Annotated in this window: 16 protein-coding genes; 8 read left to right on the top strand and 8 right to left on the bottom strand. The window is 68.0% G+C overall.

What is annotated here, in order from left to right; genetic code table 11:
- The first annotated feature begins 30 nt into the window (after nucleotides 1-30).
- The 4 genes from ACFOWZ_RS23820 to ACFOWZ_RS23805 all read left to right on the top strand — a co-directional run bounded on the left by ACFOWZ_RS23820 (nucleotide 31) and on the right by ACFOWZ_RS23805 (nucleotide 4,925).
- Entirely contained in the window at nucleotides 31-1,050 is a 1,020-nt protein-coding gene (locus ACFOWZ_RS23820) for an LCP family protein (RefSeq protein WP_382375976.1), read from the top strand.
- A gap of 290 nt (nucleotides 1,051-1,340) precedes the next feature.
- Nucleotides 1,341-2,072 (top strand): SDR family oxidoreductase, encoded by a 732-nt coding sequence (locus tag ACFOWZ_RS23815; protein ID WP_382375974.1) that lies wholly within the window; start codon nucleotides 1,341-1,343, stop codon nucleotides 2,070-2,072.
- 10 nt (nucleotides 2,073-2,082) lie between these two features.
- Entirely contained in the window at nucleotides 2,083-3,381 is a 1,299-nt protein-coding gene (locus ACFOWZ_RS23810; protein WP_382375972.1) for an MFS transporter, read from the top strand.
- The gene (locus ACFOWZ_RS23805; protein ID WP_382375970.1) at nucleotides 3,378-4,925 is read left to right on the top strand and encodes a helix-turn-helix domain-containing protein; all 1,548 of its coding nucleotides are present in this window, start codon (nucleotides 3,378-3,380) and stop codon (nucleotides 4,923-4,925) included. Before ACFOWZ_RS23810 ends, ACFOWZ_RS23805 begins: the two co-directional genes overlap by 4 nt.
- 133 nt (nucleotides 4,926-5,058) lie before the next feature.
- Here ACFOWZ_RS23805 and ACFOWZ_RS23800 read toward each other — a convergent pair whose 3' ends face one another.
- From ACFOWZ_RS23800 to ACFOWZ_RS23780, 5 genes are all read right to left on the bottom strand, one after another.
- Nucleotides 5,059-6,528, bottom strand: coding sequence for an APC family permease (locus ACFOWZ_RS23800; RefSeq protein ID WP_382375968.1), 1,470 nt, complete (start codon nucleotides 6,526-6,528; stop codon nucleotides 5,059-5,061).
- Complete coding sequence (locus tag ACFOWZ_RS23795; protein WP_382375966.1) at nucleotides 6,528-8,000, bottom strand: GMC family oxidoreductase; 1,473 nt, start codon at nucleotides 7,998-8,000, stop codon at nucleotides 6,528-6,530. The genes ACFOWZ_RS23800 and ACFOWZ_RS23795 overlap by 1 nt, the downstream gene beginning before the upstream one ends.
- Nucleotides 7,997-9,436 (bottom strand): aldehyde dehydrogenase family protein, encoded by a 1,440-nt coding sequence (locus ACFOWZ_RS23790; RefSeq protein ID WP_382375964.1) that lies wholly within the window; start codon nucleotides 9,434-9,436, stop codon nucleotides 7,997-7,999. The genes ACFOWZ_RS23795 and ACFOWZ_RS23790 overlap by 4 nt, the downstream gene beginning before the upstream one ends.
- Nucleotides 9,437-9,517: 81 nt before the next feature.
- Nucleotides 9,518-10,621 (bottom strand): NAD(P)/FAD-dependent oxidoreductase, encoded by a 1,104-nt coding sequence (locus ACFOWZ_RS23785; RefSeq protein ID WP_382375962.1) that lies wholly within the window; start codon nucleotides 10,619-10,621, stop codon nucleotides 9,518-9,520.
- Nucleotides 10,618-10,938 (bottom strand): bifunctional 3-phenylpropionate/cinnamic acid dioxygenase ferredoxin subunit, encoded by a 321-nt coding sequence (locus ACFOWZ_RS23780; protein ID WP_382375960.1) that lies wholly within the window; start codon nucleotides 10,936-10,938, stop codon nucleotides 10,618-10,620. Before ACFOWZ_RS23780 ends, ACFOWZ_RS23785 begins: the two co-directional genes overlap by 4 nt.
- 120 nt (nucleotides 10,939-11,058) lie before the next feature.
- Between ACFOWZ_RS23780 and ACFOWZ_RS23775 the strand changes: the two genes are divergently transcribed.
- Nucleotides 11,059-11,829, top strand: coding sequence for an IclR family transcriptional regulator (locus tag ACFOWZ_RS23775; protein ID WP_382375958.1), 771 nt, complete (start codon nucleotides 11,059-11,061; stop codon nucleotides 11,827-11,829).
- A gap of 246 nt (nucleotides 11,830-12,075) precedes the next feature.
- Here the strand turns inward: ACFOWZ_RS23775 and ACFOWZ_RS23770 are convergent, their stop codons facing one another.
- Together ACFOWZ_RS23770 and ACFOWZ_RS23765 are read right to left on the bottom strand one after the other, a co-directional pair.
- Complete coding sequence (locus ACFOWZ_RS23770; RefSeq protein ID WP_382375956.1) at nucleotides 12,076-13,053, bottom strand: acyl-CoA dehydrogenase family protein; 978 nt, start codon at nucleotides 13,051-13,053, stop codon at nucleotides 12,076-12,078.
- A complete protein-coding gene (locus ACFOWZ_RS23765; protein WP_382375954.1) occupies nucleotides 13,046-13,387 on the bottom strand; it encodes an MmcQ/YjbR family DNA-binding protein in 342 nt (113 codons plus the stop codon). The genes ACFOWZ_RS23770 and ACFOWZ_RS23765 overlap by 8 nt, the downstream gene beginning before the upstream one ends.
- A gap of 149 nt (nucleotides 13,388-13,536) precedes the next feature.
- Between ACFOWZ_RS23765 and ACFOWZ_RS23760 the strand changes: the two genes are divergently transcribed.
- Nucleotides 13,537-15,906, top strand: coding sequence for a GcvT family protein (locus tag ACFOWZ_RS23760; RefSeq protein ID WP_382375952.1), 2,370 nt, complete (start codon nucleotides 13,537-13,539; stop codon nucleotides 15,904-15,906).
- Nucleotides 15,903-17,009 (top strand): N-methyl-L-tryptophan oxidase, encoded by a 1,107-nt coding sequence (solA, locus tag ACFOWZ_RS23755; protein ID WP_382375950.1) that lies wholly within the window; start codon nucleotides 15,903-15,905, stop codon nucleotides 17,007-17,009. Before ACFOWZ_RS23760 ends, solA begins: the two co-directional genes overlap by 4 nt.
- A 30-nt stretch (nucleotides 17,010-17,039) precedes the next feature.
- Here solA and ACFOWZ_RS23750 read toward each other — a convergent pair whose 3' ends face one another.
- Complete coding sequence (locus ACFOWZ_RS23750) at nucleotides 17,040-18,239, bottom strand: RNA-guided endonuclease InsQ/TnpB family protein (protein ID WP_382375948.1); 1,200 nt, start codon at nucleotides 18,237-18,239, stop codon at nucleotides 17,040-17,042.
- A gap of 161 nt (nucleotides 18,240-18,400) precedes the next feature.
- Here ACFOWZ_RS23750 and ACFOWZ_RS23745 point away from each other — a divergent pair, with 161 nt between their 5' ends.
- Nucleotides 18,401-19,513, top strand: a complete 1,113-nt coding sequence (locus ACFOWZ_RS23745) for an aromatic ring-hydroxylating oxygenase subunit alpha (RefSeq protein WP_382375946.1) — start codon at nucleotides 18,401-18,403, stop codon at nucleotides 19,511-19,513.
- Nucleotides 19,514-19,546: the final 33 nt, after the last annotated feature.

The following is a 19,546-nucleotide window of genomic DNA, read 5'->3' as shown; positions in this document are numbered from 1 at the left end:
CGAAACTGATGCGATCGGGGTTGGCGACACATGAGCGCTGGGTATCACCACGGCTACCAGCAGCCGCGGCGTCCCATGCCGCCGCAGCGGCCGATGAAGAAGAAGAGGCGTCCCGGACGCGTCATTCTGGTGCTGCTGCTCGTCCTGGTGCTGGGCGCCGTCGGGTTCGGGTTCTACGTCGACTCGACGCTGACGCGGATCGACGCGCTCCCGGACTACGAGGGCCGTCCCGCCGAGACGCCCGGCACCACGTGGCTGCTCGTCGGCTCGGACGCGCGTGACGGCCTGACGCAGGAGCAGAAGGACGCGCTCGCCACCGGCGACGCGGCTGGCCGGCGCACCGACACCATCATGATGCTGCACCTGCCGGACAACAGCGCCGCCAAGCCGGTGCTGCTGTCGATTCCGCGTGACTCCTACGTCGCGATCGAGGGCAACGGCCGCAACAAGGTCAACGCGGCGTACGCGTTCGGTGGTCCCCAGCTGCTCGTGAAGACCGTCGAGGGCGCGACCGGCGTGCGGATCGACCACTACATGGAGATCGGCTTCGGCGGGTTCTCCGACATGGTCGACGCGGTCGGCGGCGTCGACATCTGCATCGACGAGCCGATCAAGGACCCGCTGGCCGGCATCGACCTGCCCGCGGGCTGCCAGGAGCTCGACGGCCCGAAGGCGCTCGGGTTCGTGCGGACGCGCGCGTTCGCGACCGCCGACCTGCAGCGCGTGCAGAACCAGCGGAAGTTCCTGTCGGCACTCTTCGAGAAGGTCAAGAGCCCTGCCACGCTCGCGAACCCGTTCCGCGTCATCCCGCTGATGAGCGCGGCGTCCGGTTCGGTGTCGGTCAACACGGACGACCACGTGTGGCACCTCGCGAGCGTCGCGCTCAACATGAGCGACGCCGCGAGCGGCACGGTGCCGGTGGGATCCACGCCGACGGTGCCCGGTGCGGGCTCGGTCGTGCAGTGGAACAAGGAGAAGGCCTCGCAGCTCTTCGACCTGATCAGCAAGGACGAGCCGGTGCCCGCCGAGCTGATCGCCCCACCGAAGTAACTACTTGGCGGGCTCGGAAGTGGGCTCCGAGCTGGTCAACCCGGCCTCCTGTGCGATCTCTTCGAGCTCGCGCAGGAGGTCGTCGTAAATAGGCGTCGTAGACATCTGATGGTGCCCCCTCTTAGCGATCTTCCCCCGTTCAGGTGACGGGAGCTTACGCCCCTGTACCCGTTCCTCTCGCGCTATATGCCTGTCTCCCGCTAAATGGTGGCTAAAGCCACCTGTTGATCAGGCATTATGTGGATCAGCCACATGTCGAGCACGTCCCGTGACCCCTACCGTTTTCAGGTATGTCGAGTGTCACGGGTCACACCGCGCTGATCACCGGAGCCGCGAGCGGCATCGGCCTGGCCTGCGCCAGAGCGCTGGCCGACGCGGGCGCCGAGGTCCACCTGGTCGATCTCGACCCCAAGGTCTGCTCGCTGGCCGAGGAACTCGGTGGCACCGGTCACGTCGTCGACCTGATGGGTCCGGTCGACGCCCTGCCCGCCGAGATCGACGTCCTGGTCAACTGCGCCGGCGTGCAGCACGTCGCCCCCATCCACGAGTTCCCCGTCGAGCGCTTCTCGGCGATGGTCGAGCTGATGCTCGGGGCGGCGTTCCGGCTCACCCGGCACGTGCTGCCGCACATGTACGCGCGCGGCTGGGGCCGGTTGGTCCACATCACCAGCGTGCACGGCATCCGCGCGTCCGCGTTCAAGTCCGCCTACACCGCCGCGAAGCACGGCCTGGAGGGGTTCTCCAAAGTCGCCGCGCTGGAGGGCGCTCCGCACGGCGTGACGTCCAACTGCGTGGCGCCGGGCTACGTGCGGACTCCGTTGGTGGAGAAGCAGATCGCGGACCAGGCGAAGGTGCACGGGATCCCCGAGGCGGACGTGCCCGAGAAGATTTTCCTCCAGCGCAGCGCAGTCAAACGGATGATGGAGCCTTCCGAGGTGGCCTCGGCGGTGCTGTGGTTGTGCGACAACAGTTTTGTCACCGGTACGTCGTTGGCCGTCGATGGCGGCTGGTCAGCTCAATGAGGAGTTGTCGATGATCAAAAAGGTAGTGGGCGCTTCGCTCATCGGGACAACTGTCGAGTGGTACGACTTCTTCCTCTACGGGTCGGCAGCCGCCCTGGTGTTCAACAAGCTCTTCTTCCCGACCGCGGATCCGTTGAACGGCACGCTGCTCGCGTTCACGACCTACGCGATCGGGTTCCTCGCGAGGCCCCTGGGCGGCGTGGTCTTCGGCCACTTCGGCGACCGGTTGGGGCGCAAGAAGCTGCTGGTGCTGTCGTTGCTGCTGATGGGTGGCGCGACGATGCTGATGGGCGTGCTGCCGACCTACGCGTCGGTGGGGATCCTGGCGCCGTTGATGCTGACGTTCCTGCGCCTGGTGCAGGGCTTCGCGCTCGGTGGTGAGTGGGGCGGGGCCGTGCTGATCGTGTCCGAGCACGGTGACGCGAAACGGCGCGGGTTCTGGGCCGCGTGGCCGCAGGCAGGCGTGCCGTGCGGCAACCTGCTCGCGACGGCCGTGCTCGCGATCCTGGCGGCGGTGCAGTCCGACGCGGACTTCCTGTCGTGGGGCTGGCGGATCCCGTTCCTGCTCTCCGGCGTGCTCGTGGTGATCGGGCTGTGGATCCGGCTGACGGTGTCCGAGTCGCCGATCTTCCTTGCGGCACAGGAGAAGGCCGCCCAGGCGAAGGTGCCAGAGGTGGAGAAGGCGCCGGTGCTGGTGCTGCTCAAGCACAACTGGCGCGAGGTCCTGATCGCGATGGGTGCGCGGTTCGCCGAGAACGTGTCGTACTACGTGATCACGGCGTTCATCCTGGTGTACGTCGTGACCGGGCTCGGGCTGTCGAAGTCGGTGGGGCTCAACGCCGTGCTGATCGCCTCCGCCGTGCACCTCATCGCCATCCCGATGTGGGGCCACCTCTCCGACAAGTTCGGGCGGCGGTCGATCTACCTGGTGGGCGCGGTCGGCATGGGCGTGTGGATCTTCGCGTTCTTCGCGTTGCTGAACACCAAGAACCCGGTGCTGATCACGCTGGCCACGACGGTCGGACTGGTGCTGCACGGCGCGATGTACGGGCCGCAGGCGGCGTTCTTCTCGGAGCTGTTCGGCACGAGGGTGCGGTACTCCGGTGCGTCGATCGGCTACCAGCTCGCGTCGATCGCGGCCGGCGCGCTCGCCCCGCTGATCGCCACGGCGCTGCTGAAGGCCTACGGGTCGTCGTTCCCGATCTCCGTGTACGTGGTGATCACGTGCGTGATCACGATCGTCGCGGTCGTGCTCGCGCGGGAGACCCGTGGTGCGGATCTGGAGGATCGTGACAGGGTTGGGGTGTGACACGACGGCGTGAGGCCGAACTGGCGGCGTTGTTCGAGACCGCGTCCGAGCTCGCGGGCATGCGCGACCCGGACGCGGTTCTCCGCTCGATCGTGCGCAGGGCGCGGACGCTGCTCGGAACGGACGTCTCGTACCTGTCGATGAACGACCCGGCCGGCACCTACATGCGGGTGACGGACGGGTCGTTCTCGCCGTTGTTCCAGAAGGTGCGGCTCGGCCTCGGCGAAGGACTCGGCGGGCTGGTCGCGCAGACCGCGCGGCCGTACGCGACCTCCGACTACTTCGCCGACGCCCGGTTCAACCACACCAGACCGATCGACTCGGCGGTGCGGGACGAGGGCCTGACGGCGATCCTGGGCGTGCCGCTGAAGCTCGACTCGAAGGTCATCGGCGTGCTCTACGCGGCGGACCGGACCCCGCGGGAGTTCCCGCCGGAGGAAGTCGCGCTGCTGCAGTCGCTCGCCGACCACGCGGCGATCGCGATCGACACGGCGTCGTTGTTCGCGATGATCCAGTCCCACAACGAGGCCATGAAACGGGCAGAGGAGGCCCACGACCGGCTCACGGACCTGGTGCTGCGCGGCGGTTCCTCGGCCGAGGTCGCGGCGGCCGTGGGGGAGCTGCTCGGCGGGCAGGTCGAGGTGCGGGAGACCGTGCCGTCGCTCGCCGTGCGGGCCAACGGGCGGGCCGTGCTGATCGACGGCGTGTGGGTGTGCGCGGTGCTGGCCGGCTCCGAGCTGCTGGGCGGGATCGCGCTCTCCGGGTGCGCCGACCTGTCGGACGTGGACCGGCGGCTGTTCGAACGGTCGGCGGTCGTGACGGCGTTGTTGTTGCTGTTGCGCAGAACCGTGGCCGAGGCGGAGAACAAGGTCCGCGGGGAGCTGATCACCGACATCCTGGACGGACGTGCCGCAGCGGGGCTGGTCGCGCGGGGACGGCGGGTCGGGGTCGAGCTGACCGAGCCGCACGTGGTGCTGGTGGCGGACGGGAACCTGTCCGGCGCCACCCACTACGCGTCGATCCACAGAGGACTCGCCGGGTCACGTGGCCGCGACGTCGTGCTGGCGTTGCCGTCGAAGTCCACCGACGTCGCGCACGAGGTGGCGAAGACGCTGAACGCGACGGTCGGTGCCTGCGGCCCGGTCGCCGGTCCGGTGGCGATCGCGGCGGCCTACGAGGAGGCCCGGCGGTGTCTGAAGGCGTTGCGGCAGCTGGGGCGGGAGAAGCAGGCCGCGACGATGGACGACCTCGGGTTCGTCGGCGTGCTGCTGGGGGATCGCGCGGACGTCTCCGGCTACGTGCGGTCGGTGCTGGGGCCGGTGCTCGACTACGACGCCGAACGCGGCACGGAGCTCGTGCGCACGCTGGAGGTCTACTTCCGGTGCGGCGCGAACCTCAGTCGTGCCAAGGCGGAGCTGCACCTCCACGTCAACACGGTCACGCAACGGCTCGACCGGGTGTCGTCGTTGCTCGGCGACTGGCAGTCGCCGGACCGCGTGCTGGAGGTGCAGCTCGCCCTGCGCCTACTTCGCCTGCTGGGTTAGGCAGGCGTCTGCAAGTACCACCAACTCTTGATCGAATCGCCGACAACTACACCCAACCTGTTCGGTGACCGTCGAACAGGTTGGGTGTAGTTACACGCCTGTTGATGTTGGGTTGGTGGTACTTGCAGACGCCTTACGACGACGGCACGGCGTCGCCCGCGGGTGCGTCGGAGTTGCCGAACGGCTTGGCGATCGCCATGTACACCAGGCCGATGCCGACCACGAGCGCACCGCTGAGGATCACGACGTAGTTGTCGTACCACGGCGCGTCCGGGGTGCGGGGCCAGACCATGTTCACCATCGCCGCGACGCCGTACGCGAGCGCCAGGACGTTGATGACCATGCCCCACCGGCCGAGCGTGAACTCGCCGGACGGCACCCAGCCCTTGAGCCTCGCCCTCAGCGCCGCGAACACGACCATCTGGAAGCCCAGGTAGATGCCGAGCGTCGCGAAGGACACGATCTTGTCCAGCGCGTTCGTGGAGAGCATCGACGCGAAGACGATGATCACCGGGATGACGCCGGCCAGCGCCAGGGCGTACGGCGGGATGTGGCGCTTCTGGTTGAACTTGGCGAGGGCCTTGTGCCCGAACAGCATCTTGTCGCGGGCGTAGGAGTACGTCAGGCGGGAAGCCGCCGCCTGCAGCGACATCGTGCAGGACAGGAACGAGATCAGCACGACGCCGATCACGATCTTGTAGCCGATCGGGCCGAACGCGTTCGTCAGGACGTTCGTGACCGGGTCTGCGTCCTCGCCGCTGATGACCTTGCCGAAGTCCGGCACCGCGAGCAGCAGTGACAGGCACGCGAACGTGGCCGCCGCGCCGCCGATGTAGATGGTGCGGCGCATGGCCTTCGGGATGACGCGGCCGGGGTCCTTGACCTCTTCCGCGGTGTCACCGCACGCCTCGAAGCCGTAGTACTGGTACAGGCCGATGATGCCCGCCGCGAAGAACGCCGGCAGGTAGCTGCCGGACCCTCCCGCGCCGAAGCTGTCGAACAGCACGCCCAGGCCGTGGATCCTGTTGTCCACCAACAGCCAGATGCCGACGACGAGTGCACCGACGATCTCCGCGGCGAACCCGAAGATCGCGGCCCAGGACAGCACCTTCGTGCCCGCGTAGTTGATCAGCGTCGAGACGACGACGATCGCGATCGCGCACAGCACGGTGTTGCCGACGGTGGCCGTGTAGCCGAGAAGTGTTGCCAGGTAAGGGCCCGCGCCGTAACTCACGGACGCGATGGTGACCAGCAGGGCGATCATGTAGATCCAGCCGGTCATCCACGCCCAGCGCTTGCCCCACAGGCGGCGTGCCCACGGGTACACGCCGCCGGCGACCGGGTACTGCGCGACGAGCTCGCCGAACACGAGCGCGACCAGGAACTGGCCCACGCCCGCGACGACGAAGCTCCAGATCATCGGCGGACCGCCCAGAGCGAGGGCGGTGCCGAACAACGTGTACGTGCTGACCACGGGCGAGAGGTAGGTGAAGCCCAGCGAGAAGTTCGCCCACGGGCTCATGTCCCGCTTGAACTCCGACGTGTACCCGAGGTCCTTGAGCCGATCTTCCTCGGTCGTCGTCCTTGGCACTGTTGCAGTCACTACGCCTCCCTGATCAGGTCGGCGGCGCGCTCTCCAATCATGAGGACCGTGACCATCGGGTTCACGGTCGGCATGGTGGGGAACACGGACGCGTCGACCACTCGCAGGCCTTCCAGCCCGACGACCTTGAGGTCACCGTCCACAACGGACCCGATCGCGCACGTGCCGGCCGGGTGGTAGACGGTGTGGGCTGCTCTGCGTCCGTACTCGGACAGGGCCTCGTCGGTGGTGACGTCCGGTCCGGGGGCGATCTCCCGCTTGAGCCACGACTTCAGCGGTTCCTGCTCGGCGATCTTGCGTGCGATCTTGAAACCGTCGACCAGCGTCTGCTCGTCGTAGCCGTCGGGGTTGGTGAAGTACCCGAAGTCCAGTGCGGGCTTCTCGGTGGGGTCGCTGGACTTCAGCCACAGCTTGCCCTTGCTGTGCGGCCGGGGGATGTTCGGCGTCATGCAGACGCCGTGCTCCACCTTCGGGTAGCCGAGGCGTTCCGTGTTGGTGGTGAACGGGATCTGGTAGAAGTGGAACATCAGGTCCGGGCGCGGGTCGGAGGAGTCACGCCGGATGAAGAGCCCCGCGTCCGAGTCCATCACCGAGTTCTCCGGCAACGGCTTGGTGGTCTCCCAGACGATGACCGACTCGGGGTGGTCGAGCAGGTTCTCGCCGACGCCGGGCAGGTCGTGCTTCGGCTCGATGCCGATGCTGCTGAGGTGTTCGGCGTCGCCGATGCCGCTCAGCATCATCAGCCGGGGCGTGTCGATGGCGCCCGCGCAGAGCAGAACCTCTTTGTTGGCCTCGACGTACCCCTTGTCGGTGTGCACGCCGATCGCGCGGTTGCCGTCGAACTCGATCCGGCCGGCCCACGTGTTGAGCAGCAGCGTGAGGTTCTTGCGGCTGTCGAGGATCGGGTGCAGGTACGCGGTGGACGCGGACGAGCGCTGGTTGTTCTTCTCCGGGTGGTAGGCGATGGAGAAGAAGCCGACGCCGTCCTCGAACGGCTCCGCGTTGAAGTTGTCGACCTCCGGGACGTTCACGGCCTTCTGTGCGGCGGCCACGAAGTCCTTGGCGATCGGGTTCCGGTCCTTCTCGACGACCGGGATGATGTTGAGCTGGACCTTGTCGTAGTACGGCCCGATCGCGTCCCAGGTCCAGCCGTGGCCCCACTCGTCGAAGTCCTGCGGCAGCGGGTTGAAGCAGATCAACGTGTTGTGGCTGGAACATCCGCCGAGGACCTTTGCACGGCTGTGCCGGATGTGCGAGTTGCCGTTGGGCTGCTCGACAGTCGGGTAGTCGTAGTCGTACTCGGTCTCGAGCAGGTTGATCCAGTTGCGCAGGTTGAGGATCTTCTCGTCGCCCACGTCGGAGGGACCGCCCTCGATGACCGCGACCGTGACGTTCTCGTCTTCAGTAAGTCTCGCCGCGAGCACACAGCCCGCCGTACCACCGCCGACGATCACGTAGTCATATGCGGTCACTTGGGGTCCTTTCGCGCGAACCAGTTCTGGGCTTGGGGCTTGAGGTTCTGGTAGACGTGCTTGGGCTCGGTGTACTCGTGCAGCCCCGCGGTGCCGAGCTCGCGGCCGACGCCCGAGCGCTTGAAGCCGCCCCACTCGGCCTGCGGCAGGTACGGACCGAACTCGTTGATCCACACCGTGCCGTGGCGGAGCTTCTTCGCGACGCGCTGGGCCTTGTCGAGGTCCTGGCTCCAGACGCCGCCCGCGAGGCCGTAGTCGGTGTCGTTGCCGAGGAACGTGGCTTCTTCTTCGGTCTCGAAGCGTTCGGCGGTGATGATCGGGCCGAACGTCTCGTCCTGGACGAGCTTCATGTCGCGGGTGCAGTCCGCGTAGACCGTGGGGCGGAAGAAGAAACCGTTCTGCAGCTCGGGTTCGTCCGGCCGCCTGCCGCCGGCCTTGAGCGTGGCGCCCTCCTGCTTCGCGAGCTCGACGTAGCTCTCGACCTTGGCGCGGTGCTCGGCGCTGACGAGCGGCCCGGACTCGGTGTCGGGGTCGAACCCGTTGCCCAGCTTGATGAGGTCGGCCCTGCGAGCGACCTCGTCGACGAAGTCGTCGTAGATGCTGCTGTGCACGATGAGCCGCGTGCCCGACGAGCAGACCTGGCCCGCGTGGAAGAACGCCGCGGTGAGCGCGTAGTCGACGGCGGTGTCGAGGTCCGCGTCCGCGAAGACGATGTTCGGGTTCTTGCCGCCCAGCTCGAGCGCGACCTTCTTCACGGTCTTGGCGGCACTGGCCATGATCCGCTGGCCGGTGGCGAGGCTGCCGGTGAACGAGATCAGGTCGACGTCCGGGTGCTCGCTCAGCGGCGCGCCGACCTCGGGCCCGGTGCCGAGCAGCAGGTTCGCGACGCCGTCGGGCAGTCCGGCTTCCTGGAGCAGCTCGAACAGCTTGATGGTGGTGAGCGGCGTGACCTCGCTCGGCTTTGCCACGATCGTGTTGCCCGCCAGCAGAGCCGGCGCGATCTTCCAGGAGATCTGCAGCAGCGGGTAGTTCCAGGGCGCGATCATGCCGCAGACGCCCACGGGCTCGTAGTCGATGCGGCTGATGACGTCGTCCGGCGTGCCGTGGACGACCTTGGGATGCAGCAGGCCGGCGAGGTTGCCGTAGTAGCGGAACACGGACACGACGTCGTCCACGTCGATCCGGCTCTCGACCAGCGTCTTGCCGGTGTCGAGCGTCTCGGTGCGGGCGATGTCCTCCTTGTCGCGTTCCAGGAGGTCCGCCACGTGGTTCAGCACGGCGGCGCGGTGCTCGGGGCTGGAGTGCTGCCAGTCGCCGTGGTCGAAGGCGTTTCTCGCCTTCGCGATCGCTTGGATCGCCTGCTCGCGGGTTTGGTCCTCGACCTCGGTGAGAACACTCTGGTCGTAGGGGTTGATGATCTGCCGCACCGGCGACACTGACGCCTCCCTGTTCGTATGTCCACGTAGGACATTGGGGTGTAGCCGGTCGCCGCTGGCGGTAAACCGTGACGACCGTCTCTACTTCACATTCCTGCGCAGACGCGTGAAAAGACGAGCGTTGCTCATCGCGACGATGCCGACAACGTCCTCTTTGTCCACACCGTCTCGATAGGTCGCTACGAACTTCCTGTCCTCGATGGACCCATCTTCGACGCGAACGTCGTCCGTCGCCCGTCCGATGAACTGGATCCGGACGCCGTACTGGTCCGACCAGACGTAGCCGCCGTTGGTGTGAGTCGCGACGGTCTCGCCCGCGAGCAAGTTGCGGGTGGCGACTTGCGCCTGCTCGGTCGCCGACGTCCAGTGCTCGGCGCGATGCCCGGCGCAGTTCGCGACGTCGCCGACGGCGACGATGTTCTTCACGTTCGTCACGCCGCCCGCGTCGCACACGACGCCGTTGGCGAGCTTGACCGGTCCGCCGGCGAGCCAGTCCGTCGCCGGGCGGGTGCCGATGCCCGCGACGACGACGTCGGCGTCAACCTTCCGTCCATCTGCGAGGTTGATTACGCCGTCAACGTTGACTGAGTCAACATTGATTCCGGTGATCAACGTTGATCCGTGGTCGCCGTGCAGCTGTCCACACGCGGCACCCATCTCGGCCCCCAGCACGCGCGTGAGCGGCGTGGGGAGCGCTTCGACGACGGTGACCTCCTTGCCCAGGGCGCGCGCACTGGAAGCGATCTCAGCGCCGATGAACCCGGCGCCGATGACGCCGAGGTGCTGGGCGCCGGCGAGTGCGTCGCGCAGCTTGACGGCGTCGTCGAGAGTGCGCAGAACGTGTGTGTTGGAGATTGTCCGCGGTATACCGCCGGTCGCGATGACGACGCCGTCGGCTTCGACGGTGCTGCCGTCGCTCAACGCGATCTCCTGCGTCGACAACAGGCCGGTTGCCCGTGTGCCGAGTCGCCACTCGGCGTCGAGCGCGTCGAGGTCCTCCTGGTCCGCGAGGGGTACGGCCTCGACCTTGCCGAGGAGGAAGTCCTTCGAGAGAGGGGGCCGGTCATAGGGCAGATGGATCTCATCGCCGATCACGATGAGACGCCCGTCGAACCCCTGCTGGCGCAGTGCCTGGGCCGACCTCAAGCCGGCGAGCGATGCGCCGATGATCGCGATCGTTCTCACGCCACGTCCTTGTTCACCTCGACATCGACATAGACCACTCCATCTTTCACAACGACGGGGTGGGTCTTCACCGGTCTTTTGGCGGGGAGACTTGTGGGCTCGCCCGTGCGAAGGTCGAAGCTCGCGGCGTGCAGCGGGCATTCGACGAAGCAGCCCTCCAGCCATCCCTCGCTGAGGGACGCTTCCTGGTGGGTGCACGTGTCGTCGATGGCGTACAGCGCGCCGTCGGCGTTGAACACCGCGAGCGGTGCATGGGGACCGACGATGCGCACAGCCTCCCCTGGGGGCAGGTCCATGAGAGCGCAGACGCGGATCATCGTCGGCCTCCGTTGCGTGACGCGGCACACGTTCCGAATGACGCAACACAATGTGAGCCTCGCGCGACGCGCCGTCAAGAGTTCGAGCGGGTTGTTTTGCCTGCCGGTTACTGTTGCGCGATGAGCAACTCCGACTCGGCAGCTCAGGTGCAGTCCGTGGACAGAGCCATCAGCGTGCTCGAACTACTGGCCCAAGGCGAGGCCGGTATCACCGAAATCGCTGGTGAGCTGGGTGTGCACAAGTCCACGGTGTCCAGACTCGTCTCCGTGCTCGAGGCGCGTGGCCTGGTCGAACAGCTCGGCGAAAGAGGCAAGTACGCGATCGGCTTCGGGGTGGTCAGACTGGCCGGTGCGGCCACCGGTCGCATGGATCTGACCAAGCTCGGCCAGCCCGTCTGCCAGACGCTCGCGGACTCGTTCGGCGAGACCGTCAACATCGCCGTGCACGACGCCGGCGTCGCCATCAACATCACCCAGGCCCGCGGCTCGGCGGCCGTCTCCGCCGTCAACTGGATCGGTCAGCGCACGCCCCTGCACGCCACGTCGTCCGGCAAGGTCCTGCTCGCGCACCTCCCGGTCGAGGAGCGCAAGCGGCTCGTCTCGTTGCCGCTCGACGCCTACACCGAGCACACGGTCGTCGATCCCGATCGGCTGCTGGCCGAGCTGGAGACCGTCGCCGCCCAGGGTTACGCGGCGTGCTTCGAGGAGTTGGAGTTGGGGCTGCACGCGGTGGCCGTTCCGGTGCGCGGGCATCGGGGTGAGGTGGTGGCGGCGATGAGCGCGTCCGGTCCGTCGTACCGGTTGTCGCGGCAGCGGGTCGAGGAGATCGTGCCCGCCATGACGACCGCCGCCGCGGACCTCTCCGCACAGCTCGGTTATTTCGCGGGCTGATCCCACCACGGGACCCAGTCCCAGTCGGCGAGGCCGGTCCAGGAGGTCCTCAGGCGTTCGGCGAGCGTGCTGCCGAACGCCACCGAGGACTCGTTGGGGCAGCCAGCTCTTGATCGACCTGCGGAACAGGTCGCGTTCGGCGGCGAGCTGGTCGAGTGGCGGCAGGTCGTCGGTGTGGCCGCTGGCGGCACGCCCGCTCGCCCGGACCACAGCGGCGTGCTCGGCGTGCAGCTCGCCGTTGCGCTCTCACTTCTCCTTGCTGAGCAGCCGGTCGAGCAGCGTGGCCCGGATCCCCGGCCGCGTCCCGAACACCAGCAGGAACGTCGCTTCGCGCAGCAGCCGCTGACTGTGCTCCTGCGGCAGGACGGCCCGGCTCCCGTCATGGACGACGAGGGCCGCGGCCGTCCTGAGCGCGAGCTCGGCCGCCTGTGCCCTGGCCGCGGGGATGGCGTCGGGGTCGGCTTCGTGCAGCAGTTTCCGTGTGGCGACGAGCTCGGCTTCGTCGTGCCCCAGGAGCTTGATCGCCCGGCGCGCGACCCCGAGTGCGAGCGATCCGGTGAACCGCAACGACTCCGGATCACCCTCGAGGTGCTCGGTTCGCGCGATCGTGGACGTGACCCGCTCGTTCGGCACGAACAGCCGGTCGAACCGGAGCGTCACCGTCCGGCTCGCCCGCACCGCGACCGTGCTCAGTGGCTCCGACGCGCTGAGCCCTGCGGTGTCGACCAACGCCCACACCAGGACGTCGTGCTCGTCCCTGGCCGCGACGTGCAGCACGTCGATCATGCCCCAGCCGGTGACCCACGGAGCCTGGCCGTCGAACACCCAGCCGCCGCGGACCGCCTCGGCGGTGAGCAGCGGCGGTCCCGGTCGCACGGCCGCGGTTGCCGCGAGCCCGGCGCGGCACCTTCCGGTGGTCAGCGGGGACAGGTACTCGGCGCGGAGATCGTCGTCGGCGGTCTCCGCGACGGCGATGACGGCGCCGTGGTGCTGGACCCAGACGAACGTGGTGGCCAGACAGCCGCTCGCGAACGTTTCCACGATCCGTTGCACCGTCGGGTAGTCAGGCACGTCGAGGGTGGACTCCGGCGAGGCGAGGCCGTAGAACCCGGCGTCGGCCAGCAGGTCCAGGTGCGGGACGTGGTCCTGTGCGTCCACCTGCGGTGCCGCGGGGAACAGCACCTCGTCGGCGATCCGTTCTGCTTCGCGCAGGGCGTCACTCACGGTGGTGCGCCTCGCGGACCTTGGCGGGGGCCTTGAGCCGCCACGCCTCCTCGACCAGTTCGGCCAGCTGGCCGGGGTCGACCTTCTCGAGGTCGACCAGGATCGCGCCGTAGCCGTCGTAGTGCGGCGTCGTGTAGAAGGCCGGATCGCCGGACGCCAGCAGCGCGGCCTTCTCGTCCAGGTCGCACATGAGCACGAGCCCGCCCTCGGCCTCGGTCCGCAGCCGGGCGAACCCCTTGCCTGCCACCTTCAGCGAGGGCGTCCGGAACCAGGTGGACTCCTCCACCTCCGGCAGGCGCTTCGCCGATTCGACCACTTCGTCCCACGTTGGCATGAGTTCATGCTGACGGTCGGGGTCGTTCCACGCCTTGTACGAATGGAAACCCCGAACGGCGGTATTGACCTACCGGGGTGCGCTGCCGCAACTTGTTGCTGATCGTGGAACGGGTTCCGTTTCGCGCAACGGCGGCGAAGGGTGTCGAGATGCCTGGGAAGATGCCTCGCGTGGTGCTCGTGGGGGCGGGGATCGTCGGGTGTGCGCTGGCCGACGAGCTCACCGAACGGGGCATCACCGACATCACGGTCCTGGACCAGGCACCGGGCCTCGCCGCCGGCGGGTCCAGCAGCCACGCGCCGGGCCTGGTCTTCCAGACCAACCCGTGCCGCAGCATGACGGCCTTCGCCCGCTACACGGTCGAGAAGTACACCGCGCTGGGGTGCTTCGACCAGATCGGCGGCCTGGAGATCGCCACCACGCCCGCCCGGCTGGCCGACCTGTCGCGACGACACGGCTGGGCCACGTCGTGGGGCGTGGAGAGCCGGCTCGTCGACGCCGACGAGGTCGCGCGGCTGCACCCGTTGCTCGACCGCGAGCAGATCCTGGGCGGGTTCCTGATCCCGAGCGACGGGCTGGCGAAACCCGTTGCCGCTGCGGAGGTTCAGGCTGCGCGTGCCGTGGCGAGGGGCGCGCGGTTCGCGTTCGGGCAGAAGGTCGTCGCGGTCGAGACCTCGGGGGACGAGGTCACCGGGGTGCGCACGGAGACCGACGTCTTCCCGGCCGACATCGTGGTGTCGTGCGCCGGGATGTGGGGTCCGGTGCTGGGGGAGATGGTCGGGCTGACCGTTCCGCTGGTGCCCATGGCGCACCAGTACGTGTTCACCGGCAGCGTGGGGGCGAGCGCGGAAGCGCTGGCGCGCCAGCCTGTTCTCCGGCACCAGGAAGCCGATCTGTACTTCCGTTCGCACGGCGACGCGCTGGGGATCGGTGCGTACGGGCACCGGCCGATGCCGATCGCGGCCCGGGACATCACCTCCTCGGAGCTGCCGTTCACCAAGGAGGACTTCGAACCGTCGTGGGAGGCGGCCGTCGACCTGATCCCCGCGCTGGCCGAGGCCGGCGTGGACCGCGGGTTCAACGGGCTGTTCTCGTTCACCAGCGACGGGATGCCGCTGCTCGGTGAACACCCGCGGCTGAACGGATTCTGGGTCGCGGAGGCGGTGTGGATCACGCACTCCGCCGGTGTGGCCAAGGCGGTGGCCGAGTGGATCGTCGACGGACGGCCGGAGCTGGACCTGCACTCCAGTGATCTCAACCGGTTCGAGCAGGTGCAGCTGGCGCCGGACTACGTGCTGGAACGGAGCTGCCAGAACTTCGTCGAGGTCTACGACGTGCTGCACCCGTTGCAGCCCGTGGAAAGCCCGCGACCGCTGCGCACGAGTCCGTTCTACTCCAGGCAAAAGGAGCTCGGCGCGTTCTTCCTGGAGGCCTCCGGGTGGGAGCGGCCGCACTGGTACGAGGCCAACGCCGGTCTGGCGGAGGTCGCGGAGGTGCCGGAGCGGAACGAGTGGGCGAGCCGGTACTGGTCGCCCATCTGCGGTGCCGAGGCGCTCGTGACGCGCAAACGCGTGGCGATGTTCGACATGACGCCGTTGAAGCGGCTGGAGGTCAGCGGGCCGGAGGCGCTGAAGTTCCTGCAGCACATGACGAGCAACAACCTCAACCGCAAGCCCGGCGCGGTCGTGTACACCCTGCTGCTCGACGAACGCGGCGGGATCAGGAGCGATCTCACCATCGCGCGGCTCGGGCCCGACACGTTCCAGATCGGCGCCAACGGCAACCTGGACCTCGACTGGCTGACCCGCAAGAGCGCTGTCTGGAGTCGCGTTCAGGTCCGGGACATCACCGCGGGCACCTGCTGCATCGGTCTGTGGGGACCGAAGGCGCGGGACCTGGTCGAGCCGGTGTCCACACTGGACACCAGGAAGGGGTACTTCACCGGCCAGCAGGCCTACGTCGGCAACGTGCCGGTCACCGCGCTCCGCCTGTCCTACGTGGGTGAGCTGGGCTGGGAGCTGTACACGACGGCCGATCTCGGGGCCAAGCTCTGGGACACGCTGTGGGAGGCCGGGCAGGAGCACGGGGTCATCGCGGCCGGGCGCGGGGCGTTCAACAGCCTGCGGCTGGAGAAGGGCTATCGGTCGTGGGGCACGGACATGACGGCCGAACACGACCCGTACGAGGCGGGCCTCGAGTTCGCGCTCGCCAAGGACAAGCAGTTCGTCGGCGGGTGGCGGCTGGAGGGACGAGTGCCGGACCGCAAGCTCACGTGCCTCACGATCGACGATCCGCACCAGGTCGTCATGGGCTCCGAACCCGTTTTCCACCAAGGGAAAGCGGTCGGATACGTCACGAGCGCCGCGTACGGGTACACGACCGGGCTCAACATCGCGTACGCGTGGCTGCCCGCCGACGTCGACGGCGAGGTGGAGATCGAGTACTTCGGGGAGCGCGTCACGGCGCGTCCGGCGCAGGAGCCGCTGTTCGACCCCGAGATGAAGCGGCTCAGAGGGTGACGTACGACGTCGTAGTCATCGGGCTCGGCGGCATGGGCAGCGCCGCCGCGTACCGGCTCGCCCAGCGCGGCAAGAGGGTGCTGGGGCTGGAGAAGTTCACGCCCGTGCACACGCAGGGGTCCAGTCACGGTGGGTCGCGCATCACGCGGCAGGCCTACTTCGAAGACCCCGCGTACGTGCCGTTGCTGCTGCGCGCCCACGAGATGTGGGACCAGATCGAGCGCGACAGCGGGGAGCGGATCTTCCACCGCGTCGGCGGCATCATCGTCGGCGCGCCCGACTCGCGGGGGATAACGGGCAGCAGGGCGAGCGCCGAACAGTGGGGCCTGACGCACGAGGTGCTGGACGCGCCGGAGATCCGCAGACGCTTTCCCACGCTCAGCCCGGCCGCGGACGAGATCGCGTTGTACGAGCAGGCCGCGGGACTCGTCGTGCCGGAGGCGGCGGTGCGCGCCCACCTCGCGCTCGCCCGGCAGGCGGGGGCCGAGCTGCACTTCGAAGAGCCGGTCACGCACTGGGAGGAAGGCCGGGTCACCACCGCCAGGGCGACCTACGAGGCCGGGCACGTCGTGGTGTGCCCCGGCCCGTGGGCGCCGGAACTGTTGCGGGACCTGGAGATCCCGTTCGAGGTCGAACGACAGGTCCAGTTCTTCTTCACCCCGAAGGAGAACCTCCGCGACCACCCGATCTACATCTGGGACCGCGCGGACGGCACGAACTTCTACGGCTTCCCCGAGCTCGACGGCGCCGTGAAGGTCGCGTTCCACCACGGCGGCAAGAGGTGCACGCCCGACACCATCGACCGCACGGTGCACGCCCACGAGGTCGAGGTCATGGCACAGGCCACCCGGTCGCCGATGCCCGGCCTCGCCGGCACGTTCCAGCGCGCCGCCACCTGCATGTACACCAACACCGCGGACGAGCACTTCGTCATCGCACGCCATCCCGCCCACGACAACGTCACCGTGGCGTGCGGCTTCTCCGGGCACGGCTTCAAGTTCGTGCCGGTCGTCGGCGAGATCCTCGCCGACCTCACGATCGACGGGTCCACGCGGCACCCGATCGCCCTTTTCGACCCTGCTCGCTTGAGAGGCGGGACTTGACTTCCTCCCCCTCGTGAATGAGGGGGATTCCTACGGCTCGCGCCGCGGGGTTTTCTGCTTCGTCGCCGACTGCCCGCCCGGAGGGTTCCGTTGAGGTCTTACCCCGGCTCCACAGACTGTCACCGCCAGCCCGGCGGCCAGAATGTTGCGTGCCGCGTTCACGTCCCGATCATGGGTCGTGCCACAACCGCACGTCCACGTACGCACGTGCAACGGCATCTCAGCCGCGAGCGCGCCGCACGCCGAGCACAGCTTCGACGAGGGGAACCAGCGATCGATCACGATCACGTCCCGCCCGTGCCAGCTCGCCTTGTACTCCAGCTGTTGCCGGAACTGCCGCCAGCCCGCGTCGTTGATGGCGCGGGCGAGGCGGTGGTTGCCGACCATGTTCGACACGGCCAGGTCCTCGATCACGAGCGTTTGGGTTTCACGCACGAGCCGAGTGGTGACCTTGTGCAGGAAGTCGGTACGCCGGTCGGTGATCCGGGCGTGGATGCGGGCGACCCTGACGCGGGCCTTGGCCCGGTTGCTGCTGCCCTTCTGCTTGCGGCACAACGCCCGCTGCGCCTTCGCCAGTGCCGTCCGGTCGCGGCGCTCGTGCCGGGGATTACCGATCTTCTCCCCGCTCGACAGCACCAGCAGGTGATCGAGACCCACATCGATCCCCACCACCGCGTCCACCGCGGGCAGCGGTGTCACCCCGGGGTCCTCGCACAGCAGGGCCACGAACCGGCGCCCCGCCGCGTCCTGCGACACCGTCACCGTCGAGGGCACCGCTCCTTCGGGCAGGGGCCGGGACCAGCGGATGTCCAGCGGCTCGGCCATCTTCGCCAGCGTCAACGCCCCGTCGCGCCATCGGAACGCCGACCGCGTGTACTCCGCCGACGCGCGCGACTTCTTCCGCGACTTGAACCGCGGAAATCGGGCACGCTTCGCCCAGAAATTGCCGAACGCAGTCTGCAGATGCCGCAACGCCTGCTGCAACGGCACCGCCGCCGACACCTCGGCCAGGAACGCGAGTTCCTCGGTGCGTTTCCACGCGGTCAGCAACGCCGAGGTGGCCTCGTCGCCGACCCGCTCCCCGCGCTGGGTCCCTGCTTCGCTGCGGGCCTGCAACGCCAGGTTGTAGACCTTGCGGACACACCCGAACGTGCGCGACAACGCGGCCGCCTGCGCCTGCGTCGGATAGAAGCTGTACCGGAACGCCCGCTTCACAGGTTCCGACGACACGCGTCACACCCTATCGACCCGGATCACGAACCCGCGGCCGGGATGTCACACGAGCACGACGAATCAGCCTGGACGGCTGATCGCCGCACCCCGCCCTGCTCCGCAGCAGGTTCGTTTCCTCCCCGGCCTGAAGACCGGGGTAACCACGAAAGAAGCCCACGATGACCGGCAGCCTGATCTCCACCCTTGAGGGCCGCTACTACACCGACCCTGCGATCTTCGCGCAGGAGCAGGCGAACATCTTCGAGAAGATGTGGTTCTGCGCGGTCCGCTCGGACGACCTCGCCAGTCCCGGCGACTTCCGCACCGTGCAGGTCGGCAACGAGAGCGTGCTCATCGCACGTGACCGCCACGGCGCCCTCAACGCGTTCCTCAACGTCTGCCGGCACCGCGGCGCGCGCATCTGCGTCGACGAGGCGGGCAGCGTCAAGCGGGCGTTCCAGTGCCCGTACCACGCGTGGACCTACGCGTTGGACGGCAAGCTGATCGCCGCGCCGAACCTCACCTCGATGCCGGACGTCGACCGCGTGGAATACGGCCTGACGAAAGTGCACCTGCGCGAATGGCTCGGCTACGCCTGGGTCTGCCTCGCGGACGAACCGCCGAGTTTCGAGGACGACGTCCTGCACGCCGTGACGGAACGCCTCGGTTCGCTGGCGGCCATCGACGGCTACGAGATCGACGAGTTGTCTGTGGGCAAACGAATCGTCTACGACGTCAAGGCCAACTGGAAACTGATCATCGAGAACTTCATGGAGTGCTACCACTGCGCGACGATCCACCCCGAGCTCACCGAGGTGCTGCCCGAGTTCGCCGACGGCTACGCGGCCCAGTACTACGTCGGGCACGGTGCGGAGTTCGGTGACGAGATCAAGGGCTTCACCGTCGACGGCAGCGAGGGCTTCGAAAAACTCGCGGCGCTGGAAGAAGAACGCGACAGGAAGTACTACGCCATCACCGTCAAGCCGCAGGTCTTCATCAACCTCGTGCCGGACCACGTGATCCTGCACCGCATGTACCCGATGGCGGCCGACAGGACGATCGTGGAGTGCGATTGGCTCTACGCCAAGGAAGTGGTCGACACCGGCCGTGACGTGTCTCGCTCGGTCGAGCTGTTCCACCGGGTGAACGAGCAGGACTTCGAAGCCTGCGAGCGATGCCAGCCCGCCATGTCCTCGCGTGCCTACGCGCATGGCGGGGTGCTGGTGCCCTCGGAGCACCACATCGGCGGTTTCCACGAGTGGCTGGTCCGGAAACTGGAATCAGCCGACTAGGGGATCGACGCGTCACCCGTGCACGCGAAAGCT

The sequence above is a fragment of the Lentzea rhizosphaerae genome (genome assembly GCF_042649515.1).
GTDB lineage: Bacteria > Actinomycetota > Actinomycetes > Mycobacteriales > Pseudonocardiaceae > Lentzea > Lentzea aerocolonigenes.
This window is presented reverse-complemented; position numbering and strand designations above follow the sequence as displayed.